This window comes from Synechococcus sp. MW101C3 (genome assembly GCF_002252635.1).
Taxonomy (GTDB): domain Bacteria; phylum Cyanobacteriota; class Cyanobacteriia; order PCC-6307; family Cyanobiaceae; genus MW101C3.
On record NZ_NQKX01000007.1, the window covers coordinates 186819 to 199676 of the forward strand.

13 protein-coding genes are annotated in these 12858 nt (G+C 67.9%); 8 read left to right on the top strand and 5 right to left on the bottom strand.

What is annotated here, in order from left to right; genetic code table 11:
* Window positions 1–14 precede the first annotated feature (14 nt).
* The 3 genes from CJZ80_RS10565 to CJZ80_RS10575 all read left to right on the top strand — a co-directional run bounded on the left by CJZ80_RS10565 (window position 15) and on the right by CJZ80_RS10575 (window position 3609).
* A complete protein-coding gene (locus tag CJZ80_RS10565) occupies window positions 15–1874 on the top strand; it encodes a penicillin-binding protein 2 (RefSeq protein WP_233133025.1) in 1860 nt (619 codons plus the stop codon).
* A 65-nt stretch (window positions 1875–1939) separates the two neighbouring features.
* Window positions 1940–3127 (top strand): transaldolase, encoded by a 1188-nt coding sequence (locus CJZ80_RS10570; protein WP_094512959.1) that lies wholly within the window; start codon window positions 1940–1942, stop codon window positions 3125–3127.
* Window positions 3128–3225: 98 nt separating this feature from the next.
* Window positions 3226–3609 (top strand): Crp/Fnr family transcriptional regulator, encoded by a 384-nt coding sequence (locus tag CJZ80_RS10575; protein ID WP_233133001.1) that lies wholly within the window; start codon window positions 3226–3228, stop codon window positions 3607–3609.
* On the opposite strand, the gene CJZ80_RS10580 is transcribed toward CJZ80_RS10575, so the two are convergent.
* The 5 genes from CJZ80_RS10580 to CJZ80_RS10600 form a co-directional block, all read right to left on the bottom strand.
* Window positions 3587–4720 (bottom strand): NAD(P)/FAD-dependent oxidoreductase, encoded by a 1134-nt coding sequence (locus tag CJZ80_RS10580; RefSeq protein ID WP_094513046.1) that lies wholly within the window; start codon window positions 4718–4720, stop codon window positions 3587–3589. The genes CJZ80_RS10575 and CJZ80_RS10580 overlap by 23 nt on opposite strands.
* Window positions 4721–4725: 5 nt before the next feature.
* Entirely contained in the window at window positions 4726–5265 is a 540-nt protein-coding gene (frr, locus tag CJZ80_RS10585; RefSeq protein ID WP_094512960.1) for a ribosome recycling factor, read from the bottom strand.
* Between the two features lie 25 nt (window positions 5266–5290).
* Entirely contained in the window at window positions 5291–6004 is a 714-nt protein-coding gene (gene pyrH / locus CJZ80_RS10590; RefSeq protein ID WP_094512961.1) for a UMP kinase, read from the bottom strand.
* A gap of 55 nt (window positions 6005–6059) precedes the next feature.
* Entirely contained in the window at window positions 6060–6824 is a 765-nt protein-coding gene (gene cobO, locus CJZ80_RS10595; protein ID WP_094512962.1) for a cob(I)yrinic acid a,c-diamide adenosyltransferase, read from the bottom strand.
* A 93-nt stretch (window positions 6825–6917) separates the two neighbouring features.
* On the bottom strand, window positions 6918–8105 hold the full coding sequence (locus tag CJZ80_RS10600) for a site-specific integrase (RefSeq protein ID WP_094513048.1): 1188 nt from the start codon (window positions 8103–8105) through the stop codon (window positions 6918–6920).
* 167 nt (window positions 8106–8272) lie between these two features.
* Here CJZ80_RS10600 and hemH point away from each other — a divergent pair, with 167 nt between their 5' ends.
* The 5 genes from hemH (at window position 8273) to CJZ80_RS15950 (ending at window position 12837) form a co-directional block, all read left to right on the top strand.
* Entirely contained in the window at window positions 8273–9448 is a 1176-nt protein-coding gene (hemH, locus tag CJZ80_RS10605) for a ferrochelatase (protein ID WP_094512963.1), read from the top strand.
* Window positions 9429–9995 carry a M23 family metallopeptidase gene (locus CJZ80_RS10610; protein WP_094512964.1) on the top strand — a complete coding sequence of 189 codons (567 nt, stop codon included), beginning with the start codon at window positions 9429–9431 and terminating at the stop codon, window positions 9993–9995. The genes hemH and CJZ80_RS10610 overlap by 20 nt, the downstream gene beginning before the upstream one ends.
* 78 nt (window positions 9996–10073) lie before the next feature.
* Complete coding sequence (gene ilvB / locus CJZ80_RS10615; protein WP_369803034.1) at window positions 10074–11942, top strand: biosynthetic-type acetolactate synthase large subunit; 1869 nt, start codon at window positions 10074–10076, stop codon at window positions 11940–11942.
* A gap of 176 nt (window positions 11943–12118) precedes the next feature.
* On the top strand, window positions 12119–12496 hold the full coding sequence (locus CJZ80_RS10620; RefSeq protein WP_315855824.1) for a hypothetical protein: 378 nt from the start codon (window positions 12119–12121) through the stop codon (window positions 12494–12496).
* Window positions 12493–12837, top strand: coding sequence for a GIVxVP protein (locus CJZ80_RS15950; RefSeq protein ID WP_369803035.1), 345 nt, complete (start codon window positions 12493–12495; stop codon window positions 12835–12837). Before CJZ80_RS10620 ends, CJZ80_RS15950 begins: the two co-directional genes overlap by 4 nt.
* The last annotated feature ends 21 nt before the right edge of the window (window positions 12838–12858 follow it).

A 12858-nucleotide genomic window follows, 5' to 3' on the forward strand; every position in this document is an offset into this window, starting at 1 on the left:
CGCCGTCTGCGCCCATCCGGCGAAACGACCCCCCTGCGCGCGGTGGCCGCAACCGTCGGGTGGTTGCGTTGCAGTCGGTGCCGGCAGGACGGCTAGTGGCCGTCTTCCTGCTGCTGGCCGCCGGCCTGGTCGGTCTGTCGATCCGCCTCGCCTGGCTGCAGGTCAAGGAAGGTGACCGGCTGCAGTCGAGGGCGCGCGCCGTTCAGACCCAGCAGGTGGAACCGATCGGCCGCCGCAGGCCGATCGTGGATCGCCAGGGGCGACTGGTGGCTCTCGATGAAGAGCGCTTCACCCTCTGGGCCCATCCCCGCTTTTTCAACTTTCCGGGCGATGACCCGCAATTGGTCCGCACGCCCACCGATGTGGCCCAGAGGCTGTCATCGGTGCTGGCCATGCCGGAAACCGCCCTCGTTCAGAGCATGGGGCCACGCCGCTCAGGAGTGAAACTCGCCACCGAGCTGGATCCGGAAACTGCCCGCCGCGTGCGGGAGCTGGGCATCAGCGGCTTGGATCTAGAGGCCTACCCCCAGCGCATCTATCCCCAGGGCCAGCTGTTCGCCAACGTGGTGGGGTTCCTCAATCTCGAACGGGTGGCCCAGGCGGGCCTTGAGCAGAGCCGCGACAAGGAACTCCGCCGCCACGAGGGCGTGCGCAAGATGCGCCGCGGCGCCGATGGCACCCCTCTGCCGGACGGCATCCAGGCAGGTGCCCTCTACAGCGACGACCTGAGGCTTCAGCTCACCCTCGACGCCAGGCTGCAGCAGGTGGCCCAGCAGGCGCTGGTGAAGCAGATGAAGCAATGGAAGGCGAAACGCGGCGCCGCCATGGTGATGGACGTGCGCAATGGCGAACTGCTGGCGCTGGCCTCCGCCCCCAGCTACGACCCCAACCGGTTCTGGAGCTTCTCGCCGTCCCTCTTCCGGGAGTGGTCGGTGCAGGATCTCTACGAACCGGGCTCCACCTTCAAGCCGATCAACCTGGCGATTGCTTTGCAGGAAAAAGCGATCAAGGCCGATGGAAAAGTGAGCGACAGCGGCCAGCTCACAATCGGCGGCTGGCCGATCTTCAACCACGACCGCAAGGGCAACGGCCTGATCGATTTCCCCACCGTGCTGCAGGTGTCGAGCAACGTGGGCATGGTGCTGGCCATGCGGCAGGTGAAGCCGGCGCAGTTCTGGGAATGGCTGCGCAGGATCGGCATCGACACGACACCGGACACCGACCTGCCGGGAGCCGTCGCCGGTCAGCTCAAGAGCCGGGAGATCTTCACCACCCAACCGATCGAGCCGGCCACCGCGGCCTTTGGCCAGGGCTTCTCGCTCACCCCGCTCAAGCTGCTGCAGCTCCACGCCATGCTCGCCAACGGCGGCCGGCTGGTGAGCCCGCACATCACCCGCGGCCTGCGCTCGGGCGAAGGTCTGGCGGACGCCGCACCACCGGCCCAGGGCCTGCCGGTGCTGGATCCGGCCGTCACCAAGCAGGTGCTGGCCTGGATGGAATCGGTGGTGAAGAGCAGCAGCAGTCCTGGCGTGAAGATGGAGGGGTACCGGATCGGCGGCAAGACCGGCACGGCCCAGAAGGCCCTCAACGGCGTGTACATCGCCGGCGCCCGCATCTGTAGCTTCGTGGCCACGCTGCCGATCGAGGACCCCCGCTACGTGGTGCTGGTGGTGGTGGACGAACCCCAGGGGTCCAATGCCTACGGCTCCACCGTGGCGGTGCCGGTGGCCCGGCAGATCATCGAAGCCCTGCTGGTGCTCGAAAAGGTGGCCCCCAGCGAACCGGCGCCCAATCCCGCTGCGGCTGCAGGCGCTCAAGCTGGAGCTGCTGGCAGGACCACCCCGGCTCAGGGGGCCGCAACGGTGCGGGGTTGAGCACGGTCAGGAGTGGGCCGCAAAGCTGCTCGGTAGCTTGAGACTCCACGCTTGTGTGTGCAGCCATGGCCAACCTGCTCGATCAACTCGCCGCCATGACCGTGGTGGTGGCGGACACGGGAGAGTTGGAAGCCATCAAGCAGTTCACCCCTCGGGACGCGACCACCAACCCGTCGCTGATCCTGGCGGCGGCCCAGATTCCCCTGTATCAGGGCCTGATCGACGAATCCCTGCAGGCCTCCCGCCAGGTGATCGGCCCCGATGCACCGGCCGAGGCCGTGGTGCTGGAAGCGCTTGATGAAATCTGTGTCACCTTCGGCAAGGAGATCCTGCGCATCGTGCCTGGGCGGGTGTCCACGGAGGTGGATGCGCGGCTCAGCTTCGACACCGCCGCCTCAGTGGCCAAGGCCCGCAAGCTGATCGGCCTCTATGAGGAGGCCGGCATCGGCCGCGAGCGGGTGCTGATCAAGATCGCCTCCACCTGGGAAGGCATCAAGGCCGCAGAGGAGCTGGAGAAAGAAGGCATCCACTGCAACCTCACCCTGCTGTTCAGTTTCACCCAGGCGGTGGCCTGCGCTGAAGCCGGCGTCACCTTGATCTCTCCCTTCGTGGGCCGCATCCTCGACTGGTACAAGCAGGACACCGGCCGTGATCACTACCCGGGCCCGGAAGATCCCGGTGTGATCTCCGTCACCAGCATCTTTAACTACTACAAAACGCACGGCTACACCACGGAAGTGATGGGAGCCAGCTTCCGCAACATCGAGGAGATCATTGAACTTGCCGGCTGCGACCTGCTCACGATCTCGCCCAAGCTGCTCGACCAGTTGCGGCAACGGGAGGGGGTTCTGATCCGGAAGCTCGACGCGGAGGCGCCGGCGGCCTCCGAAGCCAAGCTGCAGCTTGATCGCGCCGGATTCGAGGCGCGCATGGCCAACGACCGCATGGCCAGCGAGAAGCTGGAGGAAGGCATCAGCGGCTTCTGCAAGGCGATCGAAACGCTCGAAGCCCAGCTGGCCCACCGGCTGGCTGAACTGGAGGGTGAAGCCGCCTTCGCCCATGCCGCCCAGGAGATCTTCCTGCTCAACGACATGGATGGCGACGGCTGCATCACCCGCGAGGAATGGCTCGGCAGCGACGCGGTGTTCGACGCGCTCGACACCGACCATGATGGCCGCCTGGTCCCGGAGGACGTCCGTGGCGGCCTCGGCGCACCGCTGGCGCTCTCTCTCTCAGCAACGGCCGCCGGCTGAGGGCGTCCTCGGCTGAAGCAGCCTTGAGCTGAAGGAGTGCTGGGCTGAAGGAGCCCTTAACCTCCGGGGCTCACACTGGGATCAGTTGCCCACCGGCCATGACCGTTCACGCCCTCGACACGATGCGTGCCCTCGCCTCCCAGGGAGAAGTGTGCGCCTTTGCCGCCGGCGAGCGTATCTTCAGCGCCGGTGATTCCGGCGACTGCATGTTCGGTGTGCTGGAGGGTGTGGTTCAGCTCAGCTGGAACGGCGATGCCGCCCATGAGGAGATCCAGGCGGGCGATGTGTTCGGGGCAGGCGCCCTGGTCACCGGCGATCACCGCCGTTATGGCAACGCCACGGCCTTGAACGACTGCCGCCTCCTGGTGATGAACCGCGAGAAGTTCCTGTTCGCCGTGCAGGAATCGCCCATGTTCGCCATCGAGCTGCTCGGCTCGATCGACGAACGGCTGCGCCACATCAAGGATTCCCTGCGCCGCTGAGCAGCAGCCGGCGGATCACCCGCTGGGCGATGTCGCCGTAGCCCATGTCGCCCGAGAGGATCTGGGCGATGCGCTGCGGCGCCGTGGGGCGCTTGATACCCAGCTGATAGCCCACCCGCGGCACCCGATAGAACACCTGGGCGATGCGGCGCCCCCAGGCCATTGAGCTGCCCCACTCCTTGCGCATGGTGTCGCTGTAGGCGGCCAGGGCTGCGCTGTCGCCCGACAGCCAGCCATCCATTCCTGCCGCAGCGCGGGTGGCACTCAACAGGGCTGGCCGCAATCCTTCCGCCAGAAAGGGGTCGCAGAGGGAGGCGGCATCACCCACCACCGCCAGGCCATCGCCATGCAGGCGGTGGTGGCCATCCCACACCCGCAGCGGCCACTGGCGCCGCACGCCGCTGGCGGCCTCGAAGCCAAGGCTGGGCAACAGCCGGGCCAGGGCAGCCTCACCATCGACAAGATCCCGGCCCAGGAAGGTGCCCACCCCCACGCTCACGCCCCCCTCGCGGGGAAACGCCCAGCAGAAGCCGTGGCGCACCAGGCCGAATTCAAAGCGGGCCGTGTCCGGCTCCAGCGCGGCGCCCTCCAGCTCCACCGACAGAGCCGCGGCGTAACGGGGGCGCGGTGACCCCAGCCCCAGAGGAGCGGCGAGGCGCGAACAGGCGCCATCGGCGATCACCACGGCCCTGGCCTGCAGGGCGCCGCCCCGTTCCAGCTGCACCTGCCAGTGCTCCCCCTGCCGCACGATGGCGCTGACGGCAGTGCCGGCCATCAGGTCGGCGCCCGCCGCCACGGCCTGCCGGGCCAGGAAGGCGTCGAGCACGGAGCGGCGCACGATCCAGAACGGCGATGCCCCCGGCAGCTCCGCCAGCACAGGATCCTCCAGGCACCAGGTGAACCGCACCTGTGTGATCACCCGATCCACGGCCGGCGCGAGATCAAAGGGGAACCAGCGCTGCACCGAGGCTGCCATGCCGCCACCACAGGGCTTGGCGCGCGGCATCTCCGCCGCCTCCAGCAGCTTCACGCGCCAGCCCTTAGCCGCCAGCTGGAAAGCGCTCGCCGCTCCGGCAGCTCCGCTGCCGACGACGATCACATCGGCATCCAGCGGACTCAAACCCGAAGGATGTCGGCTTCCTTCTCCGCCAGGTGCTTCTCAAGCTCGGCAATGAAGCGGTCGGTGAGCTTCTGCACGTTGTCCTGCTGATCGCGGCTCTGATCCTCGGAAAGCTCGCCGTCCTTCTCCTGCTTCTTGAGCTTCTCGATGGCGTCACGGCGCAGATTGCGCAGGGCCACCTTGCCTTCCTCGGCGTAGCGGGAGGCCAGCTTGCAGAAATCCTTGCGGCGCTCTTCGGTGAGCGGCGGGATATTGATGCGGATCACCTTGCCGTCATTGTTGGGGGTGAGGCCCAGATCACTCATGGAGATCGCCTTCTCGATCAAGCCCATCGAACCGGAATCGAAGGGCTGGATCTGGATCGTCTGAGAGTCGGGCGTGGAGATGGTGGCGAGGGAACGCAGGGGGGTATCTGCGCCGTAGTACTCCACGCTGAGCTTGTCGAGCAGGGAGGGGTTGGCCCGGCCGGTGCGAATCGTATTGAAGGTGCGCTGGGTGGCTTCCACCGACTTGCGCATGCTGGCTTCGAGTTCCATGAAGGAGTGGGGTGAGGGGAAGGGCTCAGCGGGCCGGGGTGATGCGGGTGCCGATCGGCTCACCCGCCACGGCGCGACCGATGTTGCCGGCACCGAAGAGATCGAACACCACGATCGGGATGGCGTTGTCCTTGCACAGGGCGATGGCGGTGCTGTCCATGACGGCCAGTTCGCCGCTCAGCACATCCTGGAAGGTGAGGCTCTCGTACCGAACGGCATCCGGGTAGCGGGCGGGATCCTTGTCGTAGACCCCATCCACCTTGGTGGCCTTGAACACCACGTCCGCGTTGATCTCGGCCGCCCGCAGAGCGGCGGTGGTGTCGGTGGTGAAGAAGGGGTTGCCGCAGCCGGCGCCGAACACCACCACCCGCCCTTTCTCCAGGTGGCGGATCGCCCGGCGCCGGATATAGGGCTCGGCCACTTCCTGCATGCCGATCGCCGTCTGCACGCGAGTGGGAACACCGGCGCGCTCAAGGGCGTCCTGAAGGGTGATGGCGTTCATCACCGTGGCCAGCATGCCCACGTAATCGGCGGTGGCACGGTCCATGCCTGCCGAGGAACCCTTGAGGCCCCGGAAGATGTTGCCGCCACCCACCACGATCGCCAGTTCGGTGCCGGAAGCCACCACAGCCGCCACATCCGTGGCGATCGACTGGACAATGGCCGGATCTATGCCATAGCCGAGCTCCCCCATCAGCGCTTCCCCGCTGAGTTTGAGCAGGACGCGCTTGAATGCCATCGTTATGAGCGCTCAGCCGCTGCGGACGGCCGAACAGTAGCAAGCATGGCGGTCGCTAGAACTCGATGCCGGCCTGCGCTTTCACACCCTGCTCACGGAAGGGGTGGCGCACCAGGCGCATTTCCGTCACCAGATCCGCCCGTTCAAGCAGCGCCGGCGGCGCCCCACGCCCGGTGAGCGCCACATGGGTGAGCGGTGGCCTTCGGCTCAGCCCATCGAGTACCTGCTCAACAGCGAGATAGCCCAATTTGATGGCTACGTTCACCTCATCAAGAACCACGAGCTTGCGGCCGGCGTCTTCGAGGTAGGTGAGCGATGTCTGCCAGGCCTGCTGCACCAGCGCGCGGTCACGCTCCCGGTCCTGGGTCTCCCAGGTGAATCCCTCTCCCAGGGCGCGCCAGTGCAGCGCCTCACCGAACAGCTCGAGGGCGCGGGCTTCACCCGGCTGCCAGCCCCCCTTGATGAACTGCACCACAGCCACCTGCTCACCGTGCCCCAGGGTGCGCAGCACCAATCCCAGCGCTGCGGTGGTCTTGCCCTTGCCGTCGCCGGTGAACACCAGCACCAGACCCTTCTCCAGGTTGCGCTCCCCCACCCGCTGGCGCTGCACCTCCTGACGCCGCTGCATGCGGCGGCGGTAGGCCTCCCCATCGGCCTCCGGCGCCAGAGCCCCTCCGGGACCCAGGCGGGCCGCCTCCTGATCCAGCGCGCTGGCATCGGGAACTGGGGCGGTGACAGCCAGGTCGGTGGCAGCAAGGGACGTAGGAGGCGGGGTAGTGGCAGCGGAGCTGGCCGTCGAATCGGTGCTGGAGCGGGTCATTGGGTCAGGCCAGGGGGCAGAGGCCAGGGGGTTGCAGCGGCGTAGCAGCGGCACCCCCTGCCGTGAGCAGGGCAGGGCCGCATCCTGCCCGACTCAGCCGGCACGGCGGCGGGAGAGGGCGGCGTCCACGGCCTGCTGCTGATCGCGGCGCGTGATCCAGTGGTGATAAGTGCGCGTATGGATTGACACCGAGTGCCCCATCATCCGTGCCGCCACGGTGTCGGGCAGGCCGATGTGGATCGTGCGCACGGCCCAGGCATGGCGCAGGTCGTAGGGGGTGATCGGCAACTCGTAACGGCGAAACTGCTCCGCCACACGCCGGCCCACCTGCTGCAGGGTGGTGGTGCGCAGATCGGTGCAGACCGGTGGCAGGGCCCCCGTCTCCAGAGCGAGGCGTGGCAGCTCGAAGCGCTCCACCCAGTCGGGCTGGAACGGCCACACCTGGTGCTCACCGGTTTTGCTGGTGGGAAGCACCCGGATCACCCGATCACCGCCGGGCAGCAGGGCGCTCAGATCGGAGAAGAACACCTCGTGGTTGCGCAGGCCGTAGGTGGCCATCAGGCCATAGGCGAGCCGCCAGCCGGGATTGGGGATCCGCTCCACCAGCTGCTCCACCAGAGCATCACTCGGCAGCTGGCGGAACTGGGCCCGGTGCAGGCCGTAGCCGCCGGCCCTTGCGCTCCAGTCGGCGGGCAGGTCGATCGCCACCACCTCGGCCAGGGCCGCCAGGGCAGTGCCGCACTGCTGGCGGCTGCGGCTGGCGGCGGGGTAGCTCTCCAGCACCTGCAGCAGCAGCTCCCCGTCGAGCCGGGCCCCGGCGGCGCGGGCGGCCAGGCGCCGCACATAGGGCAGATAGGCCGCCGTCCAGGTGGTGCGGGTGCCGGCCGGGTTGCGGCGACGGCGAGGGTCCTCGAAGAACTGGCGCTCGAAACGCTCCAGCGCGGCATCGAGCGCGGTGGCCGCCGCACGGGTGACACCGATGCCGCCGGCAGAGGGGTTGGTGGCGGGCCGCCCCGCCGCCGGCGCAGTGGGCCAGGTGAAGCGCTGCTGCTGGAGCTCCTGCTGCACGCGGCGCAGTTCACGGCGGGCCTGACGCAGTCCCTCCGCATCGGCGGGCAGCCCCAGGCTGAGCCGTTGCACACGGAAACGCCCGCTGCCCCGCCGGCAGGGCAGCGGGCCGCGCAGGCCGAGGCGCTGGCCGCGTCGCTCCAGACGCAGGGCGACACCGGCGGCGGCCAGCTGGGCGTTGCCGAACTGGAGTTCAGCGTCGAGCCCCGCCAGGCCCGGTGCGCCGGCCGCTGCAGCGCTCACCGCTTGTTCGCTCACCCCCGTTGCCGTTGCTCAGGCAGGTGCCGACGGTATCGGCACGGCCGTGGCCACGCCAGCCGGCGGTGAGCAGCCTCGGAGGGGCAGCGTTACGCTCGGCTGACTTGACGGAATGATCTGGCATGGCCAGGGTCGGCGTATTGCTGCTGAACCTCGGCGGTCCCGAGCGGATCGAGGATGTCGGGCCTTTTCTCTACAACCTGTTTTCCGACCCGGAGATCATCCGGCTGCCGATTCCGGCCCTGCAGAAGCCGCTGGCTTGGTTGATCAGCACCCTGCGCAGCAGTAAGTCGCAGGAGGCCTACCGCTCGATCGGCGGCGGCTCCCCCTTGCGCCGCATCACCGACCAGCAGGCACGGGAGCTGCAGAGCGAGTTGCGCCAGCGCCAGGTGCAGGCCACCACCTACGTGGCCATGCGCTACTGGCACCCGTTCACCGAATCCGCTGTCGCCGACATCAAGGCCGATGCGGTGGATGAGGTGGTGGTATTGCCGCTTTACCCCCACTTCTCGATCAGCACCAGCGGTTCAAGCTTCCGCGAGCTGCAGCGGCTGCGCCAGGCCGATCCCGCCTTCAGCCGCCTGCCGATCCGATGCATCCGCAGCTGGTACGACCATCCCGGTTATGTGCAGGCGATGGCCGAGTTGATCGCCCGGGAGGTGCAGGAGTGCAACGACCCCACCACCGCTCGCATCTTCTTCAGCGCCCACGGCGTGCCCAAGAGCTATGTGGAGGAGGCCGGCGACCCCTACCAGCAGCACATCGAGGCCTGCACCGACCTGATCATGGCCGAACTGGCCCGGCAGCTCGGCCACAGCAACCCCTTCACCCTCGCCTATCAGAGCCGGGTGGGGCCGGTGGAGTGGCTGCAGCCCTACACCGATCAAGCGCTGGTGGAGCTGGGTGAACAGGGGGTCAAAGAGCTGGTGGTCGTGCCGATCAGCTTCGTGAGCGAACACATCGAGACGCTCGAGGAAATCGACATCGAATACCGGGAGATCGCCACCGAAGCCGGCATCACCACCTTCCGGCGCGTGCCGGCGCTCGACACCTACCCCACCTTCATCCGTGGACTGGCCGACCTTGTGCAGCTGGCCCTGGCCGGGCCGGAGGTGAACCTCGACCAGGCGGCCAGCCTGCCCACCACGGTGAAGCTCTACCCCCAGGAGAAGTGGGTGTGGGGCTGGAACAACAGCTCGGAGGTGTGGAACGGGCGGCTGGCCATGCTGGGCTTCTCCGCCTTCCTGCTGGAATTGCTGAGCGGCAAGGGCCCTCTGCATGCCATCGGGCTGCTCTAATCGCCGGCTGGCGGCCCTTGGCCTGGCCCTTCTCATCGGCCCGGCCACGATTCCGCCGGTTCAGGCGGCGAATGAACGCTGGCGCCTGGGCGTGTTTCCGGTGGTGAACTTCGCTGGGTACACCAGCCACTTCGGCTTTCGGATCGGGCCCGGCGGTGGCCGCGAGCAGCATTCCGGCCTCGACATTGCCGCTCCGCTGGGCTCACCGATCCGCAGCTGGTGGGGAGGCGTGGTGAGTGATGTGATCAACGATGGCCGCTGCGGCATCGGCCTGGTGATCCGCTCCGGCGACTACGACCACATCTATTGCCATCTCGGCGGGCAGATGAGCGGCGGTCGCTATCAGAGCGGGCGGGTTCTGCTGGCCGCCGGGCAACGGGTCGCGCGCGGCCAGCTGATCGGCCACATCGGCATGACCGGACGCACAACCGGGCCCCATCTTCACTGGGGAATCCGTTACCGGGGCCAATGGCTCGATCCGGCGCGGATCCTGCAGGCGATGGTGCGCAGCCGTCGCAGTGTCGGCGGCGGAGCCCCTGGCCGCTGATTGGAATCGAAACAGTTCACCTCACCGCCGTTGAGCACCTCTTAATGTGAGGCCATCGTGATGTCTGCAGCGACAACCGTGACCCTGACGACCGTCCCCACAGCGGTTGTGTCCGCTTCCCCCCTGCGGCCGATGCCGGCCGTGCCGGGGAGGGTCACCGGCGCTCACGCCCTGATGGATGCCCTGCATCGCCATGGTGTGGAGCACATCTTCGGCTACCCGGGCGGGGCGATCCTGCCCATCTACGACGCCCTTCACCAGGCCGAAAGCCACGGCTGGCTGAAGCACATCCTCGTGCGTCACGAGCAGGGCGGCACCCACGCCGCTGACGCCTACGCCCGTGCCACCGGCAGGGTGGGCGTGTGCTTCGGCACCTCCGGGCCGGGCGCCACCAATCTGGTCACCGGCATCGCCACCGCCCAGATGGATTCAGTGCCGATGGTGGTGATCACCGGGCAGGTGGGCCGGGCTTCGATCGGCACCGATGCTTTCCAGGAAACCGACATCTTCGGCATCACCCTGCCGATCGTGAAGCACTCCTGGGTGGTGCGCGATCCCGCCGATATCGGCCGCATCGTGGCGGAAGCCTTCCTGATCGCGGCCACCGGGCGGCCGGGCCCGGTGCTGATCGATGTGCCCAAGGATGTGGGCCTCGAGGAATTCGATTACATGCCGGTGGAGCCGGGCAGCTCGGTTCCGGCCGGCTACGCCCTGCCGGTGGCCCCCGACCCTGTGCGCATTCAGCAGGCGCTGGAGCTGATCCGCAAGGCACGCCGTCCGCTGCTGTATGTGGGTGGCGGTGCCGTCAGCGCAGGCGCGCACGGGGCCCTGCGCCGGTTGGCCGAGCGCTTCTCCCTGCCGGTCACCACCACATTGATGGGCAAGGGCGCCTTCGATGAGCGCAATCCACTGGCGGTGGGCATGCTCGGCATGCACGGCACCGCCTATGCCAATTTCGCCGTCACCGAGTGCGATCTGCTGATCGCCGCCGGCGCCCGTTTCGACGACCGGGTCACCGGCCGCCTGGACAGCTTTGCCCCCCGGGCCCAGGTCATCCACATCGACATCGATGCAGCCGAAGTGGGCAAGAACCGGGTGCCGGAGGTGCCGATCGTGGCGGATGTGGGCCTGGCACTTGATGCCCTGCTGGCAGCCTCCAGCGACGAGCCGCCCACCAACCGCACCGAGGCCTGGCTGGAGCGCATCCGCAGCTGGAAGCTCCACTATCCGCTCGTGATCCCTGAACCGGTGGGGGAGATCGCCCCGCAGGAAGTGATGCTGGCCCTGCAGCAGCTCGCTCCCGAGGCGTTCGTCACCACCGATGTGGGCCAGCATCAGATGTGGGCAGCCCAGTTCATGAACACCCCTCCGCGCCACTGGATCAGCAGCAGCGGACTCGGGACCATGGGCTACGGACTGCCAGCCGCCATGGGCGTGCAGGTGGCCTTCCCCGGGGATCAGGTGGTGTGCGTCGCCGGCGACGCCAGCATCCTGATGAACATCCAGGAACTCGGCACCCTCTCCCAGTACGGGCTCCCGGTGAAGGTCGTGATCGTCAACAACGGCTGGCAGGGCATGGTGCGCCAGTGGCAGGAAAGTTTCTACGGCGAGCGCTACTCCGCCTCGGAGATGACCGGCGGCATGCCGAACTTCTCCGCCCTGGCTGAAGCCTTCGGGGTGCGCGGCGTCGACATCACCGACCGCAACCGTCTGTATCAGGATCTGCAGGAGGCCCTGGCCCATCCAGGCCCGGCCGTGGTGAATGTGCAGGTGCGGCGCAACGAGAACTGCTACCCGATGGTTCCCCCCGGTGCCAGCAACGCCCAGATGGTGGGCCTGCCCAGCCATCCGGAGCTGGCGATCGACACCACCCGCGACTGCGGCTCCTGCGGTGCCACCACCGAGAGCGCCCATCTGTTCTGCCCCAGCTGCGGGGCAAAGCTCTGACTTCCCCTGCCGACCTGACGGGAGGCCACAGCGCCCTAGCCCCCCTGAGCATCGCCAGCGCACTCGGGCCCGGTCTCCCCGTCCCGTCGCAGAAGAAGCTGAGACAGAGACCTCACCGGCACTCCAGCCTTCTGCACGATCCCCTGCAGTGTCTGCTGTGGATTGTTTTTCCTTGCTTGCTGGCCGCGCTGCTCATGGTCACCCTCAGCCCTGCTGCCGCTGAGGCGGCCGAAGTGCTCCAGGTGCGTGGCGCCACGTTGTTGCAGGTGGGCGACCAGAACCGCAGCTACCCGGTGCGGTTGGGATGTGTACAGGTGGACCCTGCCGATGGTGCGGCCGCCACCTCCTGGCTGCGGGAAGCACTGCCGCGGCGCACGCGCGTGAATCTGCGCCCGCTGGGCACCGCCGATGGCACCCTGCTGGCGCGGGTCACCGTGCTCTCCAGCGGCATCGACCTGGGCACAGGGCTGCAACAGGCCGGTCTGGCCACCCCGCTCGACGCGACAGCCGCGCCACAGGGCTGCCCGGCGGCAGCCGCCTCGGCGGTGTCATGAGCATCAACCGCACCGCCAAAGGGATCGTGCTGGTGCCCAGCCTGCTGCTGGGCGGCGCCTTTCTCGCCGCAGGCACCTGGATGGAGGGGGCAGCCGCCGCCAACCGCCCCCTGGCCTTCACCCTGGGTGGAGTGCTTGTGGCTGCGGGGCTGTTCACCCAGCTGCTTCCGGAAAGCCAGAAGGAAGGCTCAAGCCTCGACGAACCAGAGGGAACAACACCACCAGCGCGGCCCGGCCGCAGCCTGGGCAAGCTTGGGGGCAGCACGAACAAGGAGGGGGGAAGCGCGGGCAACCTTGGCGGCACCGCAACCAAGGATGGCGGTGGAGCACAACCCTCCTAGTGTTCACCGGCTGAATGGAAA